General features: G+C 58.8%; 27 protein-coding genes. 13 read left to right on the plus strand and 14 right to left on the minus strand.

All coding sequences use genetic code 11. The features are described 5' to 3' along the window. Positions 1-31: 31 nt before the first annotated feature. Both BLW11_RS11285 and BLW11_RS11290 read right to left on the minus strand, forming a co-directional pair. A complete protein-coding gene (locus BLW11_RS11285; protein WP_048358643.1) occupies positions 32-2,536 on the minus strand; it encodes an ABC transporter permease in 2,505 nt (834 codons plus the stop codon). Continuing rightward, positions 2,536-3,219 carry an ABC transporter ATP-binding protein gene (locus tag BLW11_RS11290; protein WP_048358642.1) on the minus strand — a complete coding sequence of 228 codons (684 nt, stop codon included), beginning with the start codon at positions 3,217-3,219 and terminating at the stop codon, positions 2,536-2,538. Before BLW11_RS11290 ends, BLW11_RS11285 begins: the two co-directional genes overlap by 1 nt. Positions 3,220-3,229: 10 nt before the next feature. On the opposite strand from BLW11_RS11290, the gene BLW11_RS11295 reads away from it, so the two are divergent. The 3 genes from BLW11_RS11295 to BLW11_RS11305 all read left to right on the plus strand — a co-directional run bounded on the left by BLW11_RS11295 (position 3,230) and on the right by BLW11_RS11305 (position 5,333). Beyond that, on the plus strand, positions 3,230-3,835 hold the full coding sequence (locus tag BLW11_RS11295) for an arylesterase (protein ID WP_048358641.1): 606 nt from the start codon (positions 3,230-3,232) through the stop codon (positions 3,833-3,835). A gap of 58 nt (positions 3,836-3,893) precedes the next feature. Then, a complete protein-coding gene (locus BLW11_RS11300; protein WP_003446817.1) occupies positions 3,894-4,187 on the plus strand; it encodes a hypothetical protein in 294 nt (97 codons plus the stop codon). 117 nt (positions 4,188-4,304) lie between these two features. Then, a complete protein-coding gene (locus BLW11_RS11305) occupies positions 4,305-5,333 on the plus strand; it encodes a L,D-transpeptidase family protein (RefSeq protein ID WP_048358640.1) in 1,029 nt (342 codons plus the stop codon). 125 nt (positions 5,334-5,458) lie between these two features. Here the strand turns inward: BLW11_RS11305 and oprI are convergent, their stop codons facing one another. Next, a complete protein-coding gene (oprI, locus tag BLW11_RS11310; protein ID WP_003172710.1) occupies positions 5,459-5,710 on the minus strand; it encodes an outer membrane lipoprotei OprI in 252 nt (83 codons plus the stop codon). A gap of 484 nt (positions 5,711-6,194) precedes the next feature. Here oprI and BLW11_RS11315 point away from each other — a divergent pair, with 484 nt between their 5' ends. Then, positions 6,195-6,476: a GNAT family N-acetyltransferase gene (locus tag BLW11_RS11315; RefSeq protein ID WP_019827604.1), complete on the plus strand. Its 282-nt coding sequence runs from the start codon at positions 6,195-6,197 to the stop codon at positions 6,474-6,476. Positions 6,477-6,537: 61 nt separating this feature from the next. Here BLW11_RS11315 and BLW11_RS11320 read toward each other — a convergent pair whose 3' ends face one another. Together BLW11_RS11320 and BLW11_RS11325 are read right to left on the minus strand one after the other, a co-directional pair. Beyond that, positions 6,538-7,614, minus strand: coding sequence for a 3-deoxy-7-phosphoheptulonate synthase (locus tag BLW11_RS11320; RefSeq protein ID WP_048358639.1), 1,077 nt, complete (start codon positions 7,612-7,614; stop codon positions 6,538-6,540). A 131-nt stretch (positions 7,615-7,745) separates the two neighbouring features. Next, positions 7,746-8,192: a PilZ domain-containing protein gene (locus BLW11_RS11325; RefSeq protein WP_048358638.1), complete on the minus strand. Its 447-nt coding sequence runs from the start codon at positions 8,190-8,192 to the stop codon at positions 7,746-7,748. Positions 8,193-8,249: 57 nt separating this feature from the next. Here BLW11_RS11325 and BLW11_RS11330 point away from each other — a divergent pair, with 57 nt between their 5' ends. The 4 genes from BLW11_RS11330 (at position 8,250) to cysB (ending at position 11,215) form a co-directional block, all read left to right on the plus strand. Further along, positions 8,250-8,576, plus strand: coding sequence for a thioredoxin family protein (locus BLW11_RS11330; RefSeq protein ID WP_048358637.1), 327 nt, complete (start codon positions 8,250-8,252; stop codon positions 8,574-8,576). 38 nt (positions 8,577-8,614) lie between these two features. Then, entirely contained in the window at positions 8,615-9,532 is a 918-nt protein-coding gene (locus BLW11_RS11335; protein ID WP_048358636.1) for a 5'-nucleotidase, read from the plus strand. Between the two features lie 93 nt (positions 9,533-9,625). Continuing rightward, positions 9,626-10,126 (plus strand): universal stress protein, encoded by a 501-nt coding sequence (locus BLW11_RS11340; RefSeq protein WP_048358635.1) that lies wholly within the window; start codon positions 9,626-9,628, stop codon positions 10,124-10,126. A 114-nt stretch (positions 10,127-10,240) separates the two neighbouring features. After that, positions 10,241-11,215 (plus strand): HTH-type transcriptional regulator CysB, encoded by a 975-nt coding sequence (gene cysB, locus BLW11_RS11345; RefSeq protein WP_048358634.1) that lies wholly within the window; start codon positions 10,241-10,243, stop codon positions 11,213-11,215. Between the two features lie 121 nt (positions 11,216-11,336). On the opposite strand, the gene BLW11_RS11350 is transcribed toward cysB, so the two are convergent. Both BLW11_RS11350 and BLW11_RS11355 read right to left on the minus strand, forming a co-directional pair. After that, the gene (locus BLW11_RS11350; protein WP_048358633.1) at positions 11,337-12,473 is read right to left on the minus strand and encodes a catalase family protein; all 1,137 of its coding nucleotides are present in this window, start codon (positions 12,471-12,473) and stop codon (positions 11,337-11,339) included. Positions 12,474-12,516: 43 nt separating this feature from the next. Next, positions 12,517-14,331: a di-heme-cytochrome C peroxidase gene (locus BLW11_RS11355; RefSeq protein ID WP_048358632.1), complete on the minus strand. Its 1,815-nt coding sequence runs from the start codon at positions 14,329-14,331 to the stop codon at positions 12,517-12,519. Positions 14,332-14,578: 247 nt separating this feature from the next. Between BLW11_RS11355 and bamJ the strand changes: the two genes are divergently transcribed. From bamJ to BLW11_RS11375, 4 genes are all read left to right on the plus strand, one after another. Further along, positions 14,579-15,298: a BamJ family beta-barrel-assembly machinery protein gene (bamJ, locus tag BLW11_RS11360; RefSeq protein WP_048358631.1), complete on the plus strand. Its 720-nt coding sequence runs from the start codon at positions 14,579-14,581 to the stop codon at positions 15,296-15,298. Positions 15,299-15,713: 415 nt separating this feature from the next. After that, the gene (locus BLW11_RS11365) at positions 15,714-16,055 is read left to right on the plus strand and encodes a helix-turn-helix domain-containing protein (RefSeq protein WP_048358630.1); all 342 of its coding nucleotides are present in this window, start codon (positions 15,714-15,716) and stop codon (positions 16,053-16,055) included. After that, positions 16,052-16,420 carry a hypothetical protein gene (locus tag BLW11_RS11370; protein WP_048358629.1) on the plus strand — a complete coding sequence of 123 codons (369 nt, stop codon included), beginning with the start codon at positions 16,052-16,054 and terminating at the stop codon, positions 16,418-16,420. Before BLW11_RS11365 ends, BLW11_RS11370 begins: the two co-directional genes overlap by 4 nt. Beyond that, entirely contained in the window at positions 16,421-16,867 is a 447-nt protein-coding gene (locus BLW11_RS11375; protein WP_048358628.1) for a tetratricopeptide repeat protein, read from the plus strand. A gap of 66 nt (positions 16,868-16,933) precedes the next feature. Here BLW11_RS11375 and BLW11_RS11380 read toward each other — a convergent pair whose 3' ends face one another. Further along, positions 16,934-19,015, minus strand: coding sequence for a carboxy terminal-processing peptidase (locus tag BLW11_RS11380; RefSeq protein ID WP_193790161.1), 2,082 nt, complete (start codon positions 19,013-19,015; stop codon positions 16,934-16,936). A 139-nt stretch (positions 19,016-19,154) separates the two neighbouring features. Here BLW11_RS11380 and BLW11_RS11385 point away from each other — a divergent pair, with 139 nt between their 5' ends. After that, on the plus strand, positions 19,155-20,117 hold the full coding sequence (locus tag BLW11_RS11385; protein ID WP_048358626.1) for an NAD(P)H-quinone oxidoreductase: 963 nt from the start codon (positions 19,155-19,157) through the stop codon (positions 20,115-20,117). A 134-nt stretch (positions 20,118-20,251) separates the two neighbouring features. On the opposite strand, the gene BLW11_RS11390 is transcribed toward BLW11_RS11385, so the two are convergent. From BLW11_RS11390 to BLW11_RS11415, 6 genes are all read right to left on the minus strand, one after another. Continuing rightward, on the minus strand, positions 20,252-20,905 hold the full coding sequence (locus BLW11_RS11390) for an HAD family hydrolase (RefSeq protein WP_048358625.1): 654 nt from the start codon (positions 20,903-20,905) through the stop codon (positions 20,252-20,254). Between the two features lie 34 nt (positions 20,906-20,939). Beyond that, complete coding sequence (locus BLW11_RS11395) at positions 20,940-21,929, minus strand: ABC transporter ATP-binding protein (RefSeq protein ID WP_048358624.1); 990 nt, start codon at positions 21,927-21,929, stop codon at positions 20,940-20,942. After that, on the minus strand, positions 21,926-22,726 hold the full coding sequence (locus BLW11_RS11400; RefSeq protein WP_048358623.1) for an ABC transporter permease: 801 nt from the start codon (positions 22,724-22,726) through the stop codon (positions 21,926-21,928). Before BLW11_RS11400 ends, BLW11_RS11395 begins: the two co-directional genes overlap by 4 nt. Then, positions 22,713-23,549 (minus strand): ABC transporter permease, encoded by an 837-nt coding sequence (locus tag BLW11_RS11405; RefSeq protein WP_048358622.1) that lies wholly within the window; start codon positions 23,547-23,549, stop codon positions 22,713-22,715. Before BLW11_RS11405 ends, BLW11_RS11400 begins: the two co-directional genes overlap by 14 nt. Then, positions 23,546-24,361, minus strand: coding sequence for an alkaline phosphatase family protein (locus tag BLW11_RS11410; protein ID WP_048358621.1), 816 nt, complete (start codon positions 24,359-24,361; stop codon positions 23,546-23,548). Before BLW11_RS11410 ends, BLW11_RS11405 begins: the two co-directional genes overlap by 4 nt. Before the next feature lie 137 nt (positions 24,362-24,498). Continuing rightward, positions 24,499-25,566: an ABC transporter substrate-binding protein gene (locus BLW11_RS11415; protein WP_048358620.1), complete on the minus strand. Its 1,068-nt coding sequence runs from the start codon at positions 25,564-25,566 to the stop codon at positions 24,499-24,501. Positions 25,567-25,578: the final 12 nt, after the last annotated feature.

A 25,578-nucleotide genomic window follows, 5' to 3' on the forward strand; every position in this document is an offset into this window, starting at 1 on the left:
CAATCCATTGTCAGTGAAGAGCGCGAGTCTATCAGCCCTCGCGCAACACGGTTAGCGGGCTGGCATTGAGTGCCCGGCGTGTGCCGAACACACCTGCACCGCCGACCATCAGAGCCCCCAGCACAGGCAACAGCAGCAGCCACGGATGCGGGCTCCACGGCAGGTCAAAGGCGAAGCGATACAGCACGAGGCTGACCAGTTCGGCGCCCAGTGCTGCGAGCAGGCCGCTGGTGGCGCCCAGCAGACCGAACTCGATGCGCCGGGCCTTGACCAGCAGTTGGCGCTCGGCCCCCAGCGCCCGCAGCAGAGCACCCTGGCGAATGCGTTCGTCCAGGGTGGATTGCAGGCCGGAAAACAGCACTGCCATGCCCGCCGCCAACACAAACAGCAGCACGTACTCCACGGCAATGGTCACTTGCGCAAGGATGCTGCGCAGCTGCTCAAGCAACGCTTCGATAGGCAAGATGGTCACCGCCGGGAAGCTGCGCGACAGCTCGATGATTTCCTTGTCGTGACCAGGCGCCAGGTAAAAGCTGGTGAGGTAGGTGGCGGGCAAGTCCTGCAAGGTGCCCGGTTGGAAAATCATGAAAAAGTTGGGCTGGAAGTTGTCCCAGTTGATGCTGCGCAAACTGGTGACCCGGGCTTCGCGGTTTACCCCGGCAACGGTGAAGGTCAGGTGATCGCCGAGTTTCAGCTTCAGGCTTTCGGCGACTTTGGCTTCGACCGAAACGCCAGGCACATCCCCGGCAGGCGCTTGGGTCCACCAGGTACCTGCGGTCAGTTCGTTGCCGGCGGGCAGGTTGGCGGCCCAGGTCAGGCTCAGGTCGCGCTGGATGGCCTTGTCGCCGCTGGAGTCCTTGCTGACGATGTCTTGCACCGGTTCGCCATTGATACTGATCAGGCGCCCCGGGATTACCGGGTACAGCGGCGCGGCCTGGGCCTGAAGGGTCATCAGGTGGGCACCGAAAGCGTCCTTGTCGGCCGGCAGGATGTTGAGGGCAAAGTAGTTGGGCGCATTTTTCGGCAGCTGGTTTTGCCAGGTGTCGAGCAACTCGCCGCGCAACAGTGCGATCAGGGCCATCGACAGCAGGATCAGGCCGAAGGCCAGGGCCTGACCCGCGGCTGCCAGCGGGTGGCGCAGTAATTGGCCCAACCCCAGGCGCCAGGGCAACGAGGCTCGTGCCAGCAAGCGGCGCAGGCTTTGCAGGCCCAGCAGCAGGATGCCGCCCAGAACCAGCGCGGCAATCACGCCACCCCCCAGCAGGGCGAACGTCAGCACCAGATCAAGGCTCATGCGCCACATGATCAGCCCAAGCGCCAGCAGGGCCGCGCCATAGACGGTCCAGGTGCTGGCCGGGATGGGCAGCATGTCGCGGCGCAATACCCGCAGCGGCGGTACGCGACCCAGCGCGGCCAATGGCGGCAGGGCGAAGCCAGCCAGCGCCACCAGCCCGGTGCCCATCCCTGCAATGGCAGGCATCAGGCCGCCGGGAGGCACGTCGGCAGGCAGCAAGTCATGCAGCAGGGCGAACAGCCCGAGCTGCGCCAGCCAGCCGAGCAGCGCACCCGCAAGGCTGGCCAGCAACCCGAGTACAGCCAGTTGCAAAGTGAACAGCCACAGGGTTTCGCGTCGCGACAGGCCCAGGCAGCGCAGCAGGGCACTGGCATCAAAGCGTCGATTGGCAAAGCGTGTCGCTGACAGGGCTACTGCGACGCCGGACAGCAGCACCGCCACCAGGCTGGCCATGTTCAAGTAGCGCTCGGCCTTGCCCAGCGCACCGCCGATTTGCCGGTTGCCATCACGGCCGTCCAGCAGGCGCTGGTTGGGGTCCAGGCCGGGTTTGATCGATTGGCGATAGGCTTCAAGGACTGGTGCTTCACCGCGCCACAGCTCGCGATACGTGACGCGGCTGCCCGGTTGCACAATGCCGGTAGCGGCCAGGTCGTCCAGGTTGATCAGCACCCGAGGCGTGAGGCTGTACAAGTTGCCGGCGCGGTCCGGTTCATAAGTCAGAACGCGGGTGATGCGCACGGTTTTGGAACCGACATCGATTTCATCGCCGACCTTGAGGTTCAGCGCGGTCAGCAATCGGGCTTCGGCCCACGCCTCTCCGGGCCGGGGGCCGCCGCCGGGTTGTTCTTCGGCATAGGGTTGGGGCGCGCTTTTGAGTTCGCCGCGCAACGGGTAGGCATCGTCTGCCGCCTTGATGCTGGACAGCTGAATGCCGTTGTCGGTCGCGATCACGCTGGCAAACTCGACCACGCGCGCGTGTTTGAGTCCCAGATCGGTACCGACCTTGATTTGTTCTTCACGGGCCGGGGAGCTGCCATCAAGCACCAGATCGGCGCCCAGGAACTCGGTGGCGCGCAACAGCATCGCACCATTGAGGCGGGCACCGAAGTAGCCGATGGCGGTGCTGGCTGCGACGGCAACCAGCAGGGCAAAGAACAGCACGCGCAACTCGCCTGCGCGGGCATCGCGCAGCAATTGACGTACGGCAAGGCTTAGCAGGCGCAACAGCGGCAGGCGTGCCATCAGGGCTCCAGAGGGCCGACCAGATGGCCGGCTTCAAGACGGATCAGGCGCCGGCAACGATGGGCCAGGCGTTCGTCATGGGTCACCAGCACCAGGGTGGTGCCGCGTTCCTTGTTCAACTCGAAGAGCAGGTCGGTGATGCGTTCACCGGTGTGGCTGTCCAGGTTGCCGGTGGGTTCATCGGCAAACAGCACGTCCGGGTTGGCGGCAAACGCCCGAGCAATGGCCACCCGCTGTTGTTCGCCGCCGGACAGCTGACGCGGTGAATGGCTAAGGCGCTGGCCCAGGCCGACGCGCTCCAGCAGATGGCGGGCATGTTCGCGGGCATCTTTGCGGCCCTCCAGCTCCAGCGGCAACATGACGTTTTCCAGGGCGTTGAGGCTGTCGAGCAACTGGAACGACTGGAACACAAAGCCCACATGTTCGGCCCGCACCCGGGCGCGCTGGTCTTCGTCCAAGGTGCTCAGGGCCCGGCCGGCCAGAATCACTTCGCCCTGGCTGGGCAGGTCCAGGCCTGCGAGCAAGCCCAGCAGCGTTGACTTGCCGGAGCCGGATGCGCCCACGATCGCCAGGCTGTCGCCCTTGTTCAGTTCAAGGCTCAGGGGGTGGAGGATGGTCAACTCGCCTTCCGCGCTGGGAACCACTTTGCTAAGGTTCTGCGCGGTGAGAATACTTTCGCCCATGGAGAATCCAATGCGTGTGTGGTTTTTAAGTGCTGCTCTGGCCCTGATGTGCATGGCGCAGACGGCAACGGCGGGAACAATCTTGATCGTTGGCGATAGTATCAGCGCGGCTTTCGGCCTGGATACCCGTCTGGGATGGGTGTCGCTGCTCGAACAAAGGCTCAGGGAGCAAGGATACGACGACAAGGTGGTCAACGCGTCGATCAGCGGTGACACCAGCGCCGGGGGGCTTGCGCGGCTGCCTGCGCTGCTTGCAGAGCATAAACCTGACGTGGTGATTGTGGAGTTGGGCGGCAATGATGGCCTGCGTGGCCAGTTGCCAGCGCAATTGAAACAAAATCTTGCGGGCATGATTGACGCCTCGCAGCAGGCGGGTGCCAAGGTACTGCTGCTGGGGATGCAGTTGCCGCCCAATTATGGTGAGCGATACACCCGGGCTTTTGCAGCGGTTTATGCCGAGCTGGGCCAGGAGAAAAAGGTCGCGCTGGTGCCGTTTTTCCTCGAAGGCGCGGGGGGCAGGCCCGAGTTGATGCAGGCCGATGGCATCCACCCGGCGGTCGGGGCGCAGGGGCTTTTGCTGGATAATGTGTGGCCGGCGCTAAAACCCCTGCTTTGATGCTTCTCTAGCGGCAGTGTTTCGGCTAAGGTGGCGCCCCCCCGATTTGGAGCCCCCGATGTCGCGTCCTGCCTGGTCTTTATATGCCTATCAACTGATCGAGCCCGATGAACAGCTCGATTTGTTCGCCTGCCAGGAGGTACGGGTGCATCTGGTGACGCGTCAACTGGAGCTGGGAGGCACCATTGACCGTACGTTGTGTGGCTCATTGCTGCCGGCACAGCCGCGCTGGTCGGATGTCACACGCAAGGTCTTCCAGGACCACCGGCTATGCCCGCTGTGCCGGGCGATTATCGAGTCGCAGCGCCGTGGCACCGAGCCTATCTGGCCAGAGCTGCGCTTTGAGTTGTAGCGTTGGCCTTTGAACCATGATGTTACTAGTTTGACGCCCCAGCCGGCTCACGCTCCCCGTGGGCGCGGTGTACACTCCCTTTTTGGTCCCCCGTTGATTATGCGAAGGATGTTCCGGATGTTGTCGCGCCTACCTGCAGTCACCCGTTACCTGTCAGTTGCCGCGCTTTGTGTTGCGGGTCCAGCTGTTGCGCTCGAGTTCCCGCTGCCGCCACCTGGCGAAGATGTCGTCGGCCAGGTGCAGGTCATCAAGGGCAAGTACGAAGATTCCTTTGCTGATTTGGGGAACACGTACGAACTGGGCTATTCGGAAATGATTGCCGCCAACCCGGGGATTGATGCCTGGTTACCGGTCAAGAAAAACCCGGATGGCACCATAGTCGACACCGATATCGTGCTGCCTACCCAGTTCATCCTGCCGCCGGGCAAGCGTGAAGGGATCGTGATCAACCTGGCGGAGTACCGGTTGTACTACTTCCCCAAAGACCAGAACAAGGTCTACACCTTCCCGCTGGGCATTGGCCGCGAAGGCTGGGGCTCGCCTTTGGGGCAGACCAGGATCACTGCGAAAACCCCTAACCCGACCTGGACACCGCCGGCTTCAATCAAGGCCGAGCACGCCAAAAACGGTGATCCGCTGCCGAACGTAGTGCCTGCCGGTCCGGATAACCCTCTGGGCCCGTTCAAGTTCACTCTTGGCATGCCGGGTTACCTGATACATGGCTCGAACGCGAAATTCGGCATCGGTACAGGGACCAGCCATGGCTGCTTCCGCATGCTCAACAAGAACGTGCTGCAAATGTCGCAGATGGTGCCTGTCGGTACGCCGGTGCGAATCATTAACGAGCCGTACAAGATCGGCGTCAGTGGCGGCAAGGTATTGCTGGAGGTGCATGAGCCCCTCAATGTCAAAGATGGTTCCCTGGTGGCCGTCAGCGACAAGTCCCACTTGACCCCTGAAGACTTGCAGAACAAGTACGCCGGTTTCATCAACTTCCTGCTCAAGCACAAAGACCTGGAAAACAGGATCTCGATAGACAAGGACAAGGCGTTCCCTGTTGTGGGTGCCGAGACCGGTATACCTGCAGAGATCGGCATTTCCAATACGCCAGTGTCTGCTGGCCCGTCACTGGATTACGTGCAGTAAGCCCGTACTAAAAAAGCCGCCGCGGTTAATACCCCGGCGGCTTTTTATTGCCCGTTTGGTGACGGGCAGGCAATAAAAAAGCCGACCTATAAATAGGTCGGCTTGGTAACAATCCCGAAGGACTATTACTTGCGGCTTGCTTTCTCAAGCATGCGCAGAGCGCGCTCGTTTGCTTCATCAGCAGTCTGTTGTGCTTTTTGAGCAGCAGCCAGAGCTTCGTCAGCTTTACGGTAGGCTTCGTCAGCACGAGCCTGGGAGCGAGCTGCTGCATCTTCAGTTGCAGTCAGACGGGCTTCAGTTTCTTTAGATACGCTGCTGCAACCGGTAGCCAGAACTGCGGCCAATGCCAGAGCAGAGAATTTCAGAACGTTGTTCATCGTGTTCCCCTTCAAGGACTTTCTAATTAAAGCTGTTCCTTCAAAGTGAGGAAACAGCCGGCGTACATAGTACCCATTACTTGTAGTAAGTAAAATGACCTAGCGCAAGAACCAAAAAAAATAATTGGCAATCATTGTTGATGGGCTAGCTTTAATAGATTGTGCTTGAAAAACAGTCAGTTTGGATCGATGAACACAGGCATGCCCGTTTTACCATAACGTGACTTTAAATACGGTTGTACGTCATAGGCTCAACCTTCCGGAAAATGTTCAGGGCTACTTTCAGGCCGTCGGGCTGACGAAACGTCAGGGCAGGATTATTCTGCTCGCAACAGCCGACCGCGTGAGTTGAATATTTGCATTGAGAGTGGCTACTCTTTATCAGCCTGTCGGCGCACTGTGCGCGTGATGGCGTAGTAGTTCCCTCGGCGGAAAAACATCAGTAAGGTAGGGGTCACGATACAAGACCCGCGAAGGAGCAATGATGAGCGAGGCGTTGTCTATCCACCATGACCAGGCAGGTCACCAGTTTGAGACCACTGTCGACGGTCATCGTGCTTACCTGACCTATATGGATTTGGGCAAGCAGACTCTGGATATCTATCGCACGTTCGTGCCCAATGCCCTGCGTGGTCGGGGTATCGCGGCAGCCTTGACGGAGCAGGCACTCGATTATGCCGACAAGATGGGGTACGAGGTGATCCCGTCATGTTCTTATGTAGAGCGCTACATGGAGCGTCACAAGCGCCCTCAGGCCAACACCTGAAAGCAGGACACAAAAAAACGCCGGGCATGCCCCGGCGTTTTTGTATCTGGCTACACGCTAATCAGCCGCGTGCACGTTTTGGCAGTACGTCCTTGAGCTTGGCATGCATGCTGCGCAAGGTGTTTTCGGTGGCCGTCCAATCAATGCAGGCATCGGTAATAGACACGCCGTACTGCAGGTCTTCGAGGTTTTTAGGGATTGCCTGGCAGCCCCAGTTCAGATGGCTTTCAACCATCAGGCCGATAATCGACTGGTTGCCTTCGACGATCTGATTGGCCACGTTCTCCATGACCAGAGGCTGCAGGGCCGGGTCTTTGTTGGAGTTGGCGTGGCTGCAGTCGACCATGATGTTCGGGCTGATCTTGGACTTGGTCAGTGCCTGCTCGCAGAGCGCAACGCTGACGGAATCATAGTTCGGCTTGCCGTTGCCGCCGCGCAGTACCACGTGGCCGTAGGCGTTGCCCTTGGTCGTGACGATCGACACGCCGCCTTCCTGGTTGATACCCAGAAAGCGATGCGGGCTCGAAACCGACTGCAGGGCATTGATGGCAACCGTCAGGCCGCCGTCGGTGCCGTTCTTGAATCCCACGGCCGAAGACAGGCCGGACGCCATTTCACGGTGCGTCTGGGACTCGGTGGTGCGCGCGCCGATGGCCGACCAGCTGATCAGGTCTTGCAGGTACTGCGGGGAAATCGGATCAAGGGCTTCTGTTGCGGTCGGCAGGCCCATTTCGGCCAGGTCCAGCAGCAGTTTGCGGCCAATGTGCAGACCGTCCTGGATCTTGAACGAGTCGTCCAGGTACGGGTCGTTGATCAGGCCTTTCCAGCCCACAGTGGTGCGTGGCTTTTCGAAATAGACCCGCATGACCAGATACAGCGTGTCGCTGACTTCAGCCGCGAGCACCTTGAGGCGCTCTGCGTACTCATGGGCAGCCTTGAGATCGTGGATCGAGCAAGGCCCGATGACAACGAACAGTCGATGGTCGGTACCATCCAGGATGTTGCGAATCACCTCGCGCCCTTTGGTCACGGTCTGCAGCGCTGCTTCGCTGAGAGGGATCTCGCGCTTGAGCTGTTCAGGTGTGATCAGGGTTTCGTTGGAGGCAACGTTTAGGTCGTCGATCGGTAAATCAGCCATCGTGTTACTCGTCAGGTCACGGGTGCCGGCCGCCAGCGATCCCCGAGCGGCGGAGCACAGCTTGATTGAGCGCACCGGGGAGCCGAACCTTAACGCGTTATCCGGTTGGTCGACAATGGGCAGCCGCAGCTTTAATCCAGTGCTGGTTGCGCCAGTGCGTGATCCAGTGTGGCCTGGGAGAACTCTGCGGCATGATGGGTAACCCACTCCAGGGCCAGGTCTTCCATCGTTTGCGGGTAGGGGCCCTGTTGCAGCTGAAGACGCGAGTAATGCTCTATCTGGCACACCTGCTCGCCCATGCGCGCGCCAAACAAGGTTTGTTCGTCGGTAAGGGCCACCCCGATCCTGTAACCCTCAAGGTGTTTTTCGCACCAGGCTATATAGCCCGGGTAGCGGGCGTTCTCGCCCAGGGTGGGCATGCACATGTCGACCGCAGTGCCGCGTCGCCAGCCTCTATCGCTGTTGCATGACACGCCTCCCAGGCTGATAGAGTGCAGCTTCTGGCGAGAAAGGGCAGGTTGTTTACGTAGCGTTATCTCAACGGGAATATCGTCTGGGTGAGGTAAAAAACGACCCATGAACGCTGACTCCAAGTGCCATTAATTTAATATTGTCTTCTGAGTATAGTGATTGAAATGGAACTGACAGACTTTGATGCCGATCAGCGTCTGCTGGCGTTGCCCGGAACCTCGCTGGTGATTTTCACCGGTGCGGGGTGTTCGGCGTGCCGCACGGCCCGCAGCAGGCTGCCTGACATGCAGTTGCCCATTGAGCGGCTGTGCTGGATCGACGCGGGTGACAACGGCGGCCTGGTCGAACGGTACGGGATTTTCCATCTGCCCACCCTGTTTGTGGTCCGTGACGGTGCGTTTTATGGCGAGTTAAAGTCCCGCCTGAGTGAGGGCGAGTTGGCGCACCATATTCGACTCGCCTTGATGCTTGAGCCTGACGAGCTACCTTGAACCCATGTTTGAATCTGCTTGGACCTGTGGGGGGCGACATGAGCAAAGGCTTAAAGGGCAAGTTGGTGCTGGCGATTTCTTCTCGGGCGCTGTTTGACCTGAATGATAGCCATCGGGTGTATCTGACCCAGGGGATTGAGGCATATCGCCAATACCAGATCGAACATGAAGATGAAGTCCTTGCGCCGGGGGATGCCTTCGCGCTGGTCCAAAAGCTCCTCAGTTTCAACGCACACCTGGGACGTGAGCGGGTTGAGGTGGTGCTGGTGTCACGCAATAGCGCCGACACCGGGCTGCGGGTGTTCAATTCGATCCAGCATTACGACCTGAACATTTCCCGTGCCGCCTTTTCCGGTGGGCGAAACCCCCATCCGTATCTCAGCGCGTTTGGCTGTGACCTGTTTTTGTCGACCCATGCCGAGGATGTACGCAGCGCTCTGAATGAAGGCTTTGCGGCGGCTACGATCCTCTCGGGCGGGGCGCTGCGTGCCGAGAGCAACGAGCTGCGCATTGCCTTTGACGGTGATGCGGTGCTGTTTTCCGATGAGGCGGAGCGGGTGTTCCAGTCCGGGGGGCTGGAGGCTTTTCAGTCCCTTGAGCGCGAATCCGCGCGCAGCCCGTTGCGAGGCGGACCGTTCAAGGGTTTTTTGGAGGCGCTGAACCTGTTGCAGCGAGAGTTTCCTGACGACGCGTGCCCGATTCGCACTGCGCTGGTCACCGCACGTTCGGCGCCTGCCCATGAGCGGGTGATCCGCACGTTGCGCGATTGGGATATTCGTCTGGATGAGTCGCTGTTTCTCGGCGGGCTGGATAAATCGGCGTTTCTGGAAGCCTTTGCCGCCGATGTCTTTTTTGATGATCAGGCCGGCCATTGCGAAAGGGCGCGTCAGGTTGTCGCCACCGGCCATGTACCTCACGGCATCAGCAATGAATCCGGGGGGGTGGCGACAGAGTAAGGCTGGGCACAAGTTGCTGTGCGGGCCATCGTACTTGCCAGCGCGCTGCTAAGCTGAATCCAACTCGCCCATTAAAGCTGTCGAGGGGGTCGAATGATTCGCTCAATTCTGTACGCCACGGATCTCGGTGTTTACGCGCCGGTTGTGATGCAGCACGCGTTGGGATTGGCTCGCAGCTTTCGCGCAGAGTTGTATGTGGTGCATGTGGTTGAGCCCATGGGGCTGTTTGCCGAGTCGGTATTGCAGAGCTACCTCGATGAACAGGCGTTGAGCGAGCTGCACCGGCAAGGCATGAGCACCATGCTTTCAAATATAGAGTTGCGTGTGCTTGAGAGCCTTCGGGAGGAGTTGGCAGGGTGGGAACAGGAACTGGCATTGATTCGCTCGGTCAAGGTTATTCAGGGCGAGCCTTCCCAGGTCATTCTGGAGCAGTCGCACAAGCTGGCCGTTGACCTGTTGGTTCTGGGCAGTCACGCCCAGCCCACGGGCGGAGAATCGCATTTGGGGCGAACGGCAGCACGGGTTATCGAGCTGGCGCAGATGCCGGTGTATCTGGTGCCGCTGGTGCAGCGTCGGCGCAGCACTGATGTGTAAGGCTGATGAACCGATAAAAACGATAAAAAAGTTCTAGATTTATTCTTCTAACCTTCCATATAGTTATATACCGCCGCCGATACCCTTGGCGTCTATCTGCTTTGAGGGATGCATATGAAGCTTCAACAATTGCGCTACATCTGGGAAGTGGCGCACCACGACCTCAACGTTTCGGCCACCGCGCAGAGCCTTTACACCTCACAGCCGGGTATCAGCAAACAGATCCGCCTGCTTGAAGACGAGCTGGGTGTCGAGGTTTTTGCCCGCAGCGGCAAGCATTTGACCCGTGTCACGCCCGCAGGCGAGCGCATTATCACTACCGCTGGCGAGATCTTGCGCAAGGTCGAGAGCATCAAGCAGATCGCTCAAGAGTTTTCCAACGAGAAGAAGGGCACGCTGTCGATTGCCACCACCCACACCCAGGCACGTTATGCCTTGCCGCCGGTGATCAGCACTTTCATCAAGCAATACCCTGATGTTGCGCTGCATATGCACCAGGGTTCGCCGATGCAAATCGCCGAGATGGCCGCTGACGGCACCGTCGACTTTGCCATTGCGACTGAAGCACTGGAGCTGTTCGGCGACCTGGTAATGATGCCGTGCTACCGCTGGAACCGCTGTGTGGTCGTGCCGCAGGGCCACCCGCTTACCAAGCTGCCCAAGCTGACCCTTGAAGCGCTGGCTGAATATCCGATTGTGACTTACGTGTTCGGCTTCACTGGCCGTTCCAAGCTCGACGAAGCCTTCAGCCATCGCGGTCTGACCCCTAAAGTGGTGTTCACCGCTGCCGATGCCGACGTGATCAAAACCTATGTGCGCCTGGGTCTGGGTGTGGGTATCGTGGCCAAGATGGCCGTGGATACCAAGCTCGACAACGACCTGGTGGTACTGGATGCCAGCGAACTGTTTGAGTCCAGCATCACCAAGATCGGTTTCCGTCGTGGCACCTTCCTGCGCGGGTTCATGTGCGACTTTATCGAAAAGTTTGCCCCGCACCTGACACGTGAAGTGATGGCCAAGGCGATTGCCTGCCACAACAAGCAAGAGCTCGAAGAGCTGTTTGAAGGGGTTGAACTGCCGGTGCATTGAGTGCGCCACTCTGGACTGTAGCCGCTGCCGCAGGCTGCGATAAGGTCCGCAGGGCCTTTAAGAATCAGGGCCGCTGCGCTGCCTATCGCAGCCTGCGGCAGCGGCTACATGTATTTCGAGGTTACTGCTGCGCGTTACGCGTATGCCGGTACTCGCTCACCGCGTCATACACTGCCTTGCGCAGACGATTGATCCCGCCAATCGGCCGATGCTCTTCGATGCCATGCCACGGGCTGAACGACAGGTTGTCGCAGGTCAGGTTCTGGCTTGGAGTGTCGAAGTCCTGCGGTGCAACCTTGATCCGCGCCACTGTCTCGAACGGGGCCTCAGACTCTTTCCATTCGATGCTGGTGTCTTCGATCGGCATGAAGCGATTGGCGTTCTGGCGTTGAATCTGCAGTACAAAACAGGCCGGCACCCGGTCCGTGGACAGTTGCTGGTTCAAGGCATTGCGCAAGAAGTTGGGCAGCGCCTCGTTTTGCTCCGCCAAGGTGTAGGCCGGGCAGCTTTCGGGGTCCGGTGCCACACGGTACTTGGCATTGGCGGTGCCGAACTTGTAGGGCGAGACCGAGAAGTAGGTGGTTTGCGTCGGGCTGGCCGGTGCCGGCGACAAGGTGGCCAGGGCAATAAACAAATGGCGGACTTGCCAGCTGCGCGGGTCCCATGACGGGAAAAACGCCGTTATCTTTTTGCCATCGGCCTGGGCAGCAATGTTCTGGCGGTATTCGGCCACGTCACTGACGAAGAAGTTGGGATGGTTAAACATCACAAAGTCCTGTTCGCCACGACCCTGTTGGCTTGGTAGCAACTGCGCCCCCGGCACGTCCTGCAACTTGATCGCCATGCCGCGGGCATCGCGAATGCTGTCGAATTGCGGGTACGCGTTGCCGTTGGACAGACGCATCACCGCTTGCCAGGTTTTGCCCGGAGTGGCGAATACCCCTTGGCGCAATGCAGGGTCCAGATCGTCCAGCACCTGCACTTGCGCCTTGACGCAACCATGGGCCTTGGCGTGGGCATCGCGCAGATAGCGTGTGTTTTCGCGGTGCTGGTCGACAATCCTGATTGCGGTCTGGATGGTGTCGCGGGTCATGTCGGCTTCACCCGGCGGGATCTGCTCCTGGGCCGAGACGGGGCCGCGGTGCTGCCAGGCGTACCAGCCGGTGGCCAGCGCCCAGCCTAGCAATCCCAGGGCAATCAATATCAAAAGTAACTTGCCCAGCCATTTGCCGAGTCGAAGCCAGAAAGTGGTCAGCATGCAAACATCCTTTTAGCAAAATCATCGGTGCGTTGAAGGCACTTCATTCGTTGGGCAACTGTTGTTCCAGGGGGCCGCCGAGCACTTTTAGGTACTCCAGCAACGCCCAGCGTTCTTCGGGTTGCAGCTGGCGGCCAATCACGCCATTGCCACGGGGGCCGGCACGGAACTCGTGGCCGCTGTTATGGTTGCCGCTGATGCGGGTGTCGAGCACAAAACCGCCGTCAAAGGCCTGCGTGCTGTAGCCCAAGTGGCGGGGGTCGTATTCAAAACTGCCGCGATAGAAGGTCTGGTCGCGCTCAGCCTGTGGCGACAGCAACTGGTAGATCGTAGGTACCGAGCCGTTGTGCAGGAAGGGCGCCGTGGCCCATATCCCGTCGAGCGGTCGTGCCTTGTAGGCACGCAACTCCATGACACCGATCGGCAGGCCAAATCCATTGAGGCGTGCCTGTTCTTGCGGGTCGATACCGGCTTGCTGGTAAGCATGCTTCTCAACAAAGGCGGTGACATACGCCAGGCCTTTTGCCACCGACAGTTTGCTCATGTCCAGAGGCACGTCGCTTTTCGGGTACAGGTCCACGTTCATGGTTGCCAGCTCGGCCGGGTCCCATTGCAGCGCGCTCAGGTCGTAGCGATTGTCGGCGATGTTGTTGGCAGTATTGGGGTCGGTACCGATCACGTCGACAGGCAGCATTTTGAGTTGCTTGACCCAACGCCCGTTTTCTTCGACCACTGGCGGTACGTGGCAGCCGGCGCAGTTTTCAGTGAACAGCGCCCGGCCTTTGGCCGCGAGCGGGCGATCAACCTTGCCGAACAGCGCTTCGGGCCAGGTAGGAGGCTTGAGCTTTTGCAGGGTTTCTTCAATCAGGTGCAAGTCGTTTACCCGGACACTCGAAGGGTAGCGGGCATCGCCTTGCAGGGGTTGGCCGTGGGTGTCGAAAAAGTTCAGGGTGGCGCCTACGCCCAGGGCTTCACCGATATTGCGCGCCATTGGCTGCTTGGCCGAGCCGTTCCACTGCACCCAGTCGAACGTCCACATATCCCACAGGTGCGGGTAGTCCACCGGAGCGTTGGCCACGCGGTAATTGTCGGGGGAAATTGCATCGCCGAAGCTGGCATTGGCGATCCGGCCGAAGGCATCGGTGCGCCCCGGGCCTTCGAGGGTCGGATAGAGGCCGCGATGGGTGTCGTTCCAGGCCACGCTCAGAAACGTGTTCAGGGATGCCTTGAAATCTTTGCGCAGTTGCTGGTGCTGTGCCTCGTACTGATCACCCAGGACGGTGCGGGCAAAGCGCTCGAATTTCCATGGGTTGTAATACGTAGCGGCGAGGCTGGCTACCAGCGCCTGGCCAAAGCTGCCGCCGCGCAAGGTCGGTACGCTGGATGGCAATACGTGCTGTGCCGGGGCGCCGTCAATACGCACAGCCTGGCCTTTGAAACGCAATTCGCCGGTGTGGCAGGCAGCGCAGGTGATGTCCAGGTATTGCGTGCTGCTGCCCGGGTTTTGATGGCGGGTAAAACCTACGGGCAAGTTGGCCGGGTTGGCGGCGCTGGCCTGCTGCTGTGGGTCAACCAAAAAGCCGAAGCGGGCCAGATACTCCGGCGCAGCGAAGGGTTGCTTTGAAAAGGGCAGCTCAAGGGCGCTGAACCAGTCGTAATGCAAACCTTTAACCTGTGTGCCCTGGGGCGTGTAGTAATAGGTTTGACGCTCGGCAGGGCTCCACTGATCAAGATAGTGCAGCTGCTGCGGAGGTTGGTAGGCAGGCAGTTTCGGGTTGGCGATGAAGTAGATCACCAGGCCAAGTCCCATGGCCAAAGCCACTAGCAACCCCAGCAGAACACGGTAAAACAGACGCACAGTAACGCTCCTTGTAAAAATATTTACAGCCTTATGCCTCAGGTATCGTCAGGCATCAAGCAACCTGGGCTTTGCATTGCCGGGTTTATAGAAGTGTGAACAGAAGTTGCGCCATGAATGAATTGTTATTAATGCATGAACTTATCCGCAAATTGCCTCTCCTATGCCGGTAGCCATTGGTCGCGGCCGCCTGATAAGCTCGCGGCTTTACTCGATTGCCCATTTGGCGCATGAACAAGGAAATAGCATGAAACAGCATCGGTTGGCGGCAGCTGTGGCCCTGGTAAGCCTGGTACTGGCGGGTTGTGATTCGCAGACCAGCGTAGAGCTGAAAACCCCGGCGCAAAAAGCCTCGTACGGCATTGGCCTGAACATGGGTAAAAGCCTGGCTCAAGAAGGCATGGATGATCTGGATTCCAAGGCCGTAGCCCAGGGCATCGAAGATGCCGTTGGCAAGAAAGAGCAGAAACTGAAAGACGATGAACTGATCGAAGCGTTCGCCGCCCTGCAAAAGCGTGCCGAAGAACGTCTGACCAAAATGAGCGAAGAAGCCTCGACAGCAGGCAAAAAATTCCTCGAAGAAAATGGCAAGAAAGCCGGTGTTGTCACTACCGCTTCTGGCTTGCAGTACGAAGTCATCAAGAAAGCCGATGGCCCTCAGCCTAAAGCCACTGACGTGGTGACTGTTCACTACGAAGGCAAGCTGATTGATGGCAAGGTGTTCGACAGCTCGGTAGAGCGCGGCAGCCCGATTGATCTGCCAGTCAGCGGCGTGATCCCGGGTTGGGTTGAAGGTCTGCAACTGATGCACGTTGGTGAGAAATACAAGCTGTATATCCCTAGCGAGCTGGCTTACGGCGCACAAAGCCCAAGCCCGTCGATCCCGGCCAATTCGGTACTGGTGTTTGACCTTGAGCTGCTGGGCATCAAAGACCCTGCAAAACAAGAGGCAGATGCTGCGCAATAAGCAGCTTGCTGTTCAGGTAGCGCCCCGTTTCGACGGGGCGTTGTTGTATCTGTAGTCCGGACTCTGTGCCTGTGAGTTTTGTCCTACAAGTTTTAAAAAAACCCATAACTTCCCTTGGCTAGTGGTTGCTGACTGCCAAGTCAATGAATTTATGGGTTTTTTTATGTGTGTAAAAAACGCCCGATCTGAGTACAGGCCTTATAGAACGGGCCTTTCAGCGTCAAAAAACAGCTCTGTTCACAAGGTTATCCACAATTTGTGTGGATAACATTTTGTGTTCTGCACAGCACTTTTGGCTGCTTTCACAAAAATTTCACTTCTAAGCGAAAACTCCAGAGACCTTGAAGGCTGTTAGGATTAAGCTTCTAGGGAAAGTTCCGACTCGATTTATCTAAAAGTCTGACGGGGTTTAGCAATGGATCTTCAAATCATCAAGCGCAATGGTGAACCTGAATACGCGGTTCTCTCATGGGAAAGCTATCAGGCACTGCTCAAGGCTGCAGGTCTCAAGGAACAAGTGACTACGCCTGTGGCAGACCGACAGCCCCCGACACCCGAGCAGGAGCGCCCGGGGCTTGATCAGTTGCGTGGCTTGCGCGAGAACAAGGGCCTGGCCCTTGAGGCATTGGCACGTACGGTCGGCATTAGCCCGTCGTATCTGACCATGATTGAAACCGGCGAGCGTCTACCTGACCTAGCCATTCGTCGCAGCCTGGCCTGGGAGCTGGGTGTCGCGGGCTGGAGGGAAGCATCATGAGCGTTCGCATCAGTCGTCAACACTGGGATGGGTTGCTGGCTGAGCTTGATCAGGCGCGTCGACAGCGCCACTTGCTGACTTACCGTGCGTTGCTCGAGCGTTTGCAGTTGCCGAGCCCTGCCATGCTGACCCTGACGGCAGCGCTTGAACATCTGGCTGCAATGGACGTCAAGGCCGAGCAGCCATTGCGCAGTTCGCTGGTGATCAGCCAGGGCGCAAGCCGCCTGCCACGTACCGGCTTTTTTGAATGTGTGGAACGGCTCGGCCGCTTCCCCGGCCCGCCGGATGGTGTTGCCGCTGCCTCATGGCATGCCTCTGAGGTCGTACGGGTGTTTGAGTTCGCTTATGAGCACGAGGAAGCCTGAGTGCTCTGGCGATTCAAGGCGCGTCTGAGCTACTGGCTGGCGCGCAAGTTGTTTCATCGGCCCTGGTGCGTGCGTCAACCGCGCATCTGGCGCTGGATGGAGGGGCAGTTCGCACGCATGGCCAACCTGGGAGATACCCGCGCTCAGAGCTTCTACGGGCACATCCTGGCCTTTCGCGGTCAAGGGCTGGGCGCCAAGGAGGAGGGCGTGCGTTTGTTGCGCCTGGCGGCGCTGAGCGGCGATGGCAAGGCGGCTTACCAAGTGGGCGTTTTCTGCCTGGCAGGTACGCTCAGTAAAAACCCGGATGCGGCAGAGGCTGCCCGCTGGTGGACGATGGCAGTAAAGGCCGGGCATCCGCTGGCCGCCAACAAGCTGTCGGCGCTGTATTTGCAGGGTGGCCCGGGGTTGCAGGCTGATCCGGCACTGGCCCGGCATTACCAGTCTTAGATTTCACGCCAATAAAAAGGGCGGGCCGCATTACGCGGCCCGCCCTTTTTTACAGCTGTACAGTCCTTACTTCTTGGCGACCTGATTGCTCAGCTTCAGGTAGTCCAGCAGAATTCGCCCGGTTTCACTCAGGTAGGCGTCATCTTCCGGTTTGGTCTTTTCAGGCTCGACCGGCAGTGCATCTTCGTCTTCTTTCTTCATTTCCTTGAGCGGTGCTTCGCCTTTGGCCTGACGGCGGGCGTTTTCCATCACCAGCTGCTTGGCATCGATGTCGGCGTGCTGTGCACGACGTTCGGCCTCGTTCAGGCTGACGGTCTTCTCGGCCATCAGCTTCTCGGCCAGGGCCAGCTTGTCGCGGATGAACATGAATTCGGCATCTTTGGCGACGCGGGCTTCATGCTCGGACTTGAGCTGATCAAGGAAAGGCTTGAACGGGTCGGACGCTGGCTTGATGGCCGGACGGATGGTGTCCCATGGCATGGCTTCGGGCAGTGCGCTTTCGCCGATTTCCTTGGTGTCGATAATCGACGGGAAAGCAACGTCAGGCAGTACGCCCTGATGCTGGGTGCTCTGGCCGGAAACCCGGTAGAACTTGGCCAGTGTCAGTTTCAGCTCGCCATGGTTCAGCGGCTGGATGGTTTGCACCGTCCCTTTGCCGAACGTCTGGCCGCCAATGATCAGCGCACGGTGGTAGTCCTGCATGGCGCCGGCAAAAATCTCCGAGGCCGAAGCCGACAGGCGGTTGACCAGCAACGCCATCGGGCCTTTGTAGAACGCACCCGGGTTTTCGTCTTCAAGCACGTCGACTTTGCCGTCGGCGTTACGCACCAGTACCGTCGGACCCTTGTCGATAAACAGGCTGGTCAGTTCGGTGGCTTCCTGCAGCGAGCCGCCGCCGTTGTTGCGCAGGTCGATGATCACGCCATCGACTTTTTCTTTCTGCAACTCGGTCAGCAGTTTTTTGACGTCGCGAGTGGTGCTCTTGTAGTTCGGGTCGCCGGCACGGAACGCCTTGAAGTCCAGGTAGAAAGCCGGGATTTCAATAACGCCGAGCTTGTAGTCCTTGCCGTTCTGTTTCAGGTTCAGGATCGACTTTTTCGCGGCCTGCTCTTCAAGCTTCACGGCTTCGCGGGTAATGGACACGATCTTGCTGGTCTGGTCGTTCGGTGCGTTGCTCGCTGGAATCACTTCCAGGCGCACCACAGAGCCTTTAGGGCCACGAATCAGTTTGACCACTTCGTCCAGACGCCAGCCGATTACGTCGACCATCTCTTTATCGCCTTGGGCGACACCGATGATCTTGTCAGCCGGAGCGACCTGTTTGGTCTTGTCGGCAGGGCCTGCCGGCACCAGCCGCACGATTTTTACCTGGTCGTTATCGCTCTGCAACACGGCGCCAATGCCTTCCAGCGACAGGCTCATGTTGATGTCGAAGTTTTCCGCATTATCTGGTGACAGATAGTTGGTGTGCGGATCGTAAGACATGGCGAAGGTGTTGATGTAGGCCTGGAAGATGTCTTCGCTGCGGGTCTGGTCAAGACGCGACAATTGGTTCTTGTAGCGCTTGGTCAGCAGTTCCTGAATTTTCGCAGGCTCTTTGCCGGCGATTTTCAGGCGCAGGACTTCGTCCTTGATGCGTTTGCGCCACAGATCATTGAGTTCGGCTTCACTCTTGAGCCACGGGGCGTCCTTGCGATCGATCTGCAAGGTCTCCTTGGCGGTGAAGTCGAAAGCGTCAGGGCCTTTTTCCAGCTCTGCAAGGGCGAAGTCCAGACGCGATTTGACGCGGTCCAGGTAGCGCTTGTAGATGGCGAAGCCGGGGTTCAGGTCGCCGCTTTTGAGGAAGTCGTCAAACTGGAATTTCCATTTGTCGAATTCGGCAATATCGCTGGCCAGGAAGTAACTGCGCGAAGGGTCGAGCAGCTTCAGGTAGCTGTCATAGATGATCGCAGAGCGTGCGTCATCCAGTGGCGGCTTGCTGTAATGATGGCGTTTGAGCAGCTCAACGACGTTAAGACTGGCAATCACCTCATCACGATCGGGCTGAAGGTTATCCCAACTGTTAGCGGCGAACGTATTGGCCGAAAACGGCAAAACGCCTAGGCCAATGAATAGGGCAAGTGCGGTGCTAGGGAATAAATGCTTCATGCTGATTCGACGCGGGGGCAATTGATAACGCATATTAGGCCGTCTTTGAAGTCGCCGGTTCCGTAAAGGACCGACCGCATAATGCAAGAAGCCCGGTGCAACAGCGCCGGGCTCAGTCCAGACTCACTATGGAGGCACTGTGAAAGCATTGCAAGGCGTTGAAGGTCAAGTGAAGTGGGTTGAAGAGCCAAGCCCCACCTGTGATGTAGGCCAAATCCGGATTCGTGTGGCGGCTGCGGGGCTCAATCGGGCCGATCTGCTGCAGAGCGCCGGGCTGTATCCTCCTCCGCCCGGAGCCAGTCAGGTATTGGGCCTGGAGTGCTCGGGCGTGGTCAGTGAAGTTGGCCCCGGTTCGTCGTGGAAAATCGGCGATCGGGTGTGTGCCCTGCTGGCTGGCGGCGGTATGGCGCAAGAGGTGGTGGTCGATGCCCGTCATGCGCTGCCCGTGCCTGAAGGTCTGTCGCTGATTGAAGCGGCGGCCTTGCCTGAGGTGTACAGCACGGCGTGGCTGAACCTGTTTCAGCTGGCCGCTCTGAAGCCGGGCGAAAAAGTGTTGTTGCACGCGGGTGCAAGTGGCGTTGGTTCAGCGGCCATTCAGCTGTGCAAGGCGTTTGGCAGCCCGTGCTGGGTGACAGTAGGTACGGCCGAGCGTTTGGCGTATTGCCAGGCGTTGGGTGCTCAAGGCGGGGCGTTGCGTACTGAAGGGCTGGACAGCCTCAAGGCGCTGGGGCCGTTTGATGTGGTGCTGGACCCGGTGGGTGCGAACTACGCCGAGTCCAACCTCAAGCTGCTGGCGCTGGACGGGCGCTGGGTGTTGATCGGCCTGATGGGCGGGCGCAAGGCCGAGCTGGACCTGGCCCTGGTACTGGGCAAACGCATCCAGTTGCTGGGTTCGACCCTGCGCAGCCGCAGCGATCAGTTCAAGGCTGACTTGCTCAGTGATCTGAACCAGCAGGTTTGGCCGCTGTTCACTGAGGGCCGCTTGAGCCCGCAACTGGCCAAAACCTTCCCGATTGAAGAGGCGCAGGCGGCGTTTGCCGAACTGGCCAGTAATCAGGTGTCGGGCAAGCTGGTGCTGGTGATAGACAGCAGCCTGAGCTGACCCTTTAAGAGGGAGGCACACCGTGTAGCCGCTGCCGAAGGCTGCGGCTACAGGAAAACGGCAACTGTGGGAGCGAGCCTGCTCGCTCCCACATAGGGCTTGACCTACAACAGAGTATCTACAGGTGTGAGGTGTTACTTCCAGTGATGGATCGGCCAGCCGGCCTTTTCAGCCTGTTCACGCAAGACCGGGTCCGGGTTGACCACGTGCGGGTGATCGACCTTGAGCAACAGCGGCAGATCGTTGCGTGAGTCTGAATAGAAACTCGCGCCTTCGAGGTTCTCTTCCTGCTCATCCAGCCATTGCAGCAGACGCGTGATCTTGCCTTCGCGGTAAGTCAGTGTACCCACGGTGTTGCCGGTGTAAAAACCGTGCGCAACTTCCAGCTCAATGCCCAGTACTTCATCGATGCCCAGGCGCTCGGCAATGGGTTTGACCAGGTGTGTGCCCGAGGCCGAAATCACCAGAATGCGATCCCCTGCCTTGCGGTGGGCCGCGATGGTTCGGGTGGCGTCACTGAAGATGATCGGTTCGATGAAATCTTCAACCCACGGCCCGACCAGATGCTCGACTTCTTCGGGTGTGCGCCCGATCAGCGGCTCCAGGCTGAAGGCCATGTAGTCTTCCATGGCCAGCTTGCCCTGGCTGTAAGCCGTCATCAGTTCGTTGTTGCGTTGCATGAACGACTGCGGGTCGACCCAGCCCAGGCGGCCCATCTGCTCGCTCCAGAGGGTGGCGCAGTCGCCGTGAATCAGGGTTTCGTCCAGATCAAAAATTGCCAGGGCCATCAGCGCAACTCTCTCTTCATAAAATTCAAGAACATCAGGCTACCTCACAAAGGGTGCTCGAATCGATGGACAGCGCCACGCGCTGGCCGTCGGGGTACAGATCGCCGGGCGCGCGGTTGAGCACGTCGACGATCAGTTGCACACCTCGCACCTCGACCCGATAGCGGATCACGTTGCCCAGCAGGCTGTGGCTGAGGATCACCCCGTCGAGTTCGCCCTGCAGGCTCAAGCCCAGGGTTTCGGGGCGTATGGCGATGCGGCTGCTGACCGGTTGTTGCAGCAGGCGGCTGGCAGTGTCGGCATCCAGCAGGTTGTAGTTGCCGATAAAGCCTGCGGCAAATGCATCCACCGGCGCGGCATAGAGGGTTTGCGCATTGCCGCTTTGAACAATGTGGCCCTTGTTCATCAGGAAAATACGGTCGCTCATGACCAGTGCTTCTTCCTGGTCGTGGGTAACGAAAATGGTGGTCAGGCCCAGCTCGCGCTGGATGGTGCGGATTTGCTCGCGCAAGTGTTTGCGAATGCGGGCATCCAGCGCTGACAGCGGTTCGTCCAGCAGCAACAGGCGCGGGCGTGTCACCAGCGAGCGCGCCAGGGCTACACGCTGGCATTGGCCGCCCGACAGCTGATGCGGGTAGCGCTTGGCAAAGTCATTCAACTCCACCAGCTGCAACACCTCGGTCACACGCTTGTGGCTGTCATCGGCTTTGACCTTCTGCATGCGCAGGCCGAAGGCCACGTTTTGCTCGACGGTCATGTTGGGGAACAGGGCATAGCTTTGAAACACCATGCCGATGCCGCGTTTTTGCGGGCTAAGGGGCACGATGTCCTGGCCATCGAGCAGGATCTTGCCGCCGTCCACCGAGGTCAGCCCGGCGATGCAACGCAGCAGGGTGGACTTGCCGCAGCCGGACGGGCCGAGCAGGGTGACGAATTCACCTTTGGCGATGCTGCAGTTGATATCGCCGAAAACCGGGGTGCTGGAATAGGATTTTTGCAGGTGTTCAACGCTGACGAAGCTCATTGGCTTTTGTCCTTGTTCAGGAAGGTGGCAACCCAGGTCAGCACCAGTACAAAGAGGAAATAGGAAATGACCAGCGCGCTGGTGAAGTGCCCGCTGCTGTTGCGCATGTTGTTCAAGAACACCTGCAAGGTTTCGTAGCGTGTACCCACCAGAATATTGGCAAATACAAACTCGCCGAACAGGAACGAGAAAGACAGCAGCAGTGCAACCATCAAGCCTTTACGCAAATTGGGCAGCACCACCAGAAACGCTGCCTGCCAGGTGCTGGCACCCAGCAGTTGGGCGGCATCCATCAGGTCGCGCAGGTTGATGGCTTGCAAGTTGTTGGTGATCGCCCGGTACATGAAGGGCAGCGCGACGGTGAAATAGCAGCCGATCAGAATCCATGGCGTACCGACCATTTGCAGCGGGCCGGAACCATAGAGCTGCAGCAGGCCTACCGATGACACCACCGGCGGCACGGCGAACGGCAGCAGGATCAGGATGTTCATCAGCGCATCGAGCTTGGGGAAGTGGTAATGCACCACAAACAGCAACGGCAAAATCAGGATTACCGACAGCACCAGTGCGGCGACGCAGACCAGCAACGACTGACCGAAAGCGGCCAGAAAACGCGGGTCGTTCCACAGTTGGCTATACCACTTGAAGGTGAAACCGCTGGGCAGGATGGTGGCTGACCAACTGCTGGAGATGGAGTAAATCAGTGTGCCCAGCAGGGGCAGCAGCAAAATCAGAAACAGCAGCCAGACGACGCTGCGGTGGTAAACGCTGGCGGACGTGGATTCAGCGCGCGACATGGTAGCTCCTCTTTAACAGCCACTGATGCACCAGGGTGACCAGGGTCATCAGCCCCACCAGAATCACCGCCAGGGCGCTGGCCATGTTCGGGTCCAGGCTGATATCGCCCGACACCATCGCGGCGATACGGATCGGCAGTACGTTGAAGTTGCCGGTGGTTAATGCATACACCGTGGCGTAGGCGCCCAGGGCGTTGGCCAGCAGGATCACGAACGTGCCGAGCAGAGCCGGGGTGAGCACCGGCATGCCGATATGGCGCCAGAACTGCCAGCTGTTAGCGCCCAGCAATGAGGCGGACTCACGCCAGTCTTCGCGCAGGGCATCAAAGGCTGGGTAAAGCAGCAGTACGCCAAGGGGAATCTGGAAGTAGGTGTACAGGATGATCAGGCCGGTTTTGGAATACAGGTTGAAGTCCTGAATGATCCCCGCCTGTTTGAGCATGATCGTGATGCTGCCGTTGAAGCCCAGCAAAATGATGAACGCAAAGGCCAGCGGTACCCCGGAGAAGTTGCTGGTCATGTTGGCGAACGCGTTCACAAAATTGCGCAGCCGCGAGTCCACCTTGCGCAGTGAGTAACTGCCCAGGATGGCGATCACGATGCCAAACAGGCTGGACCAGAAGCTGATCTCCAGGCTGTGCTGGATCGCCTGCAAATAGAATTTCGAATTGAAGATCTTGATGAAGTTGGCCAGGCCCCAGCCGCTTTCCTCGGATTGCACGCTGTGAATTAGTACCCACACCAGCGGTGCGATCTGAAACACGATAAAAAATACCGCGAAGGGCACCAGGCACAGCAGTGCCAGCCATTTACCACGGCTCATGGTGCAGGCCTTAACAGGTCGCGGCACAGCGGTTTGTCATGGGCCACACCGAGCAGCTCGCAGATGGTGCCACACAGTTCTGTCTGTTTGGGCGTGACATCCGGGTTGAGGCTGAAGGCCTCGCCCAGGACAAACAGCGGGACTTCACGTTCTTCGGGCAGCAGGCCATTGTGCGAGCGATCATTGTTCATGCCGTGGTCGGCCGTCACTATCACTTGATAGCCGGCGTCCAGCCAGCCTTGCAGGTAGTCGGCCAGGATGATGTCAGCCGAGCGTGCACTGTTGCGGTATTGCGGGGTGTCGAGGCCGTGCTTGTGCCCGGCATCGTCGATGTTCATGGGGTGGACCAGTAAAAAATCGGGTGCGTGCGCCAGGCGCAGGCTTTCTGCATCGGCGAACAGGTGGGAATCCGGGTAGTGATCGTTCCAGTAGAAATGCCCGTATTGAATAGGCAGGTCTGGCGCCAGGGTGTGGCGGTCACGGGGGATTATAAACGGTGAGCGGTTATACAGTTCGCTGACCCAGTGATAGGCCGCTGCTGCGGTGCTCAGCCCGCCATCTCGGGCGTAATGGAACACGCTGCGCTGGTTGGACAGGCGCGAAACATTGTTGTGCACGATGCCGCTTTCAATCGGCGGTACGCCGGTGAGGATGCATTCGTAGAGCGGGCGCGACAGCGCCGGCAACTCACAGGTGAGCTTGTACAGCGCGGCGCGCTCAGCCCCGACATAGGCCTGCAAATGCCCCATGGCATGACGGGCCACCTCGTAGTTGAGCCCGTCGAGTACGACCAGAATGACGTTGTGTTTCATGTACGGTGACTCCGCAAACAGAAGTAGCAAGCCAACACCCGTAATCGCTGCCGAGGAACGAGAGCTGCAAGCTTTTAGCAATCAAAAGCTCGCAGCCTTCGTTCCTCGGCAGCGACTACAGACATCGGTTCAGCGGGTTACTGCATATTGATGATGACTTCTTCCTGCCACAGCTGTGGCAAGGCCTTGGAGGTTTTTTCCCAGGCGTCGGCGTCTTTGATCGGGGTTACATTTTTGTACTGGTCATTGGAGAGCAGCTTGGCTTGAACGTCATCCGGCAGCTTCAAGTGCTCAGCACGAATCGGCCGTGCATTGCCTCGCGCCAGGTTGGTTTGCCCGGCATCGCTGAAGATGTATTCACGGGTCAGTTTGGCGGCGTTCGGGTGCTTGGCGTATTTGTTGATGATGGTGGTGTAGCCCGAGATCACCGAACCGTCGGACGGGATCAGCACCACGTAGTCATCCGGGTTGACCATTTTTGCTTTGTAGCTCAGGCCGTTGAAGTCCCAGACAACGCCGACTTCCACTTCACCTTTCTCCATGGTGGCGATCGTCGGGTTGGCCAGTGACAAACGACCTTGCTTGGCGATGTCGGCAAACATCAACAGGGCAGGCTGGACGTTCTTTTCGTTGCCGCCATTGGCCAGAGCTGCTGCCAGCACACCATTGGTAGCCTGTGCGGCGGTGCTCACGTCACCGATGGAAACCTTGTATTTGCCGGACTTCAGATCAGCCCACTTGGTCGGAACTTCAGAGCCATGCAGCAGCTTCTTGTTGACGATAAACGCGATGGTGCCGGTGTAGGCCAGCGCCCAGTTACCGTCCTTGTCCTTGGCCCAGTCAGGGATCTGGTCCCAGGTTGTTGGCTTGTACGGCTGGGTCACGCCCTTGGCGACGGCAATCGGGCCGAAGGCTGCGCCCACGTCACCGATGTCGGCACTGGCGTTGTCTTTTTCAGCGGCAAACTTGGCCACTTCTTGCGCCGAGCTCATGTCGGTATCGATGTGTTTGAGGCCGTAGAGCTTGTTCAGGTCAGCCCAGGTGCCTTTCCAGTTGGCCCAGTCATCGGGCATGCCGACACTGTTGACCGCGCCTTCAGCCCTGGCTGCGGCTTCCAGGGCTTTTAAATCGACATCGGCGGCCATGGCCGATGTGCACAGGGCAATGCTTGAACCTAACAGTGATGCGAGGAAAAACTGTTTCATCCGAAGCTCCTT

It is taken from the genome of Pseudomonas deceptionensis (genome assembly GCF_900106095.1).
Classification (GTDB): Bacteria; Pseudomonadota; Gammaproteobacteria; order Pseudomonadales; family Pseudomonadaceae; genus Aquipseudomonas; species Aquipseudomonas deceptionensis.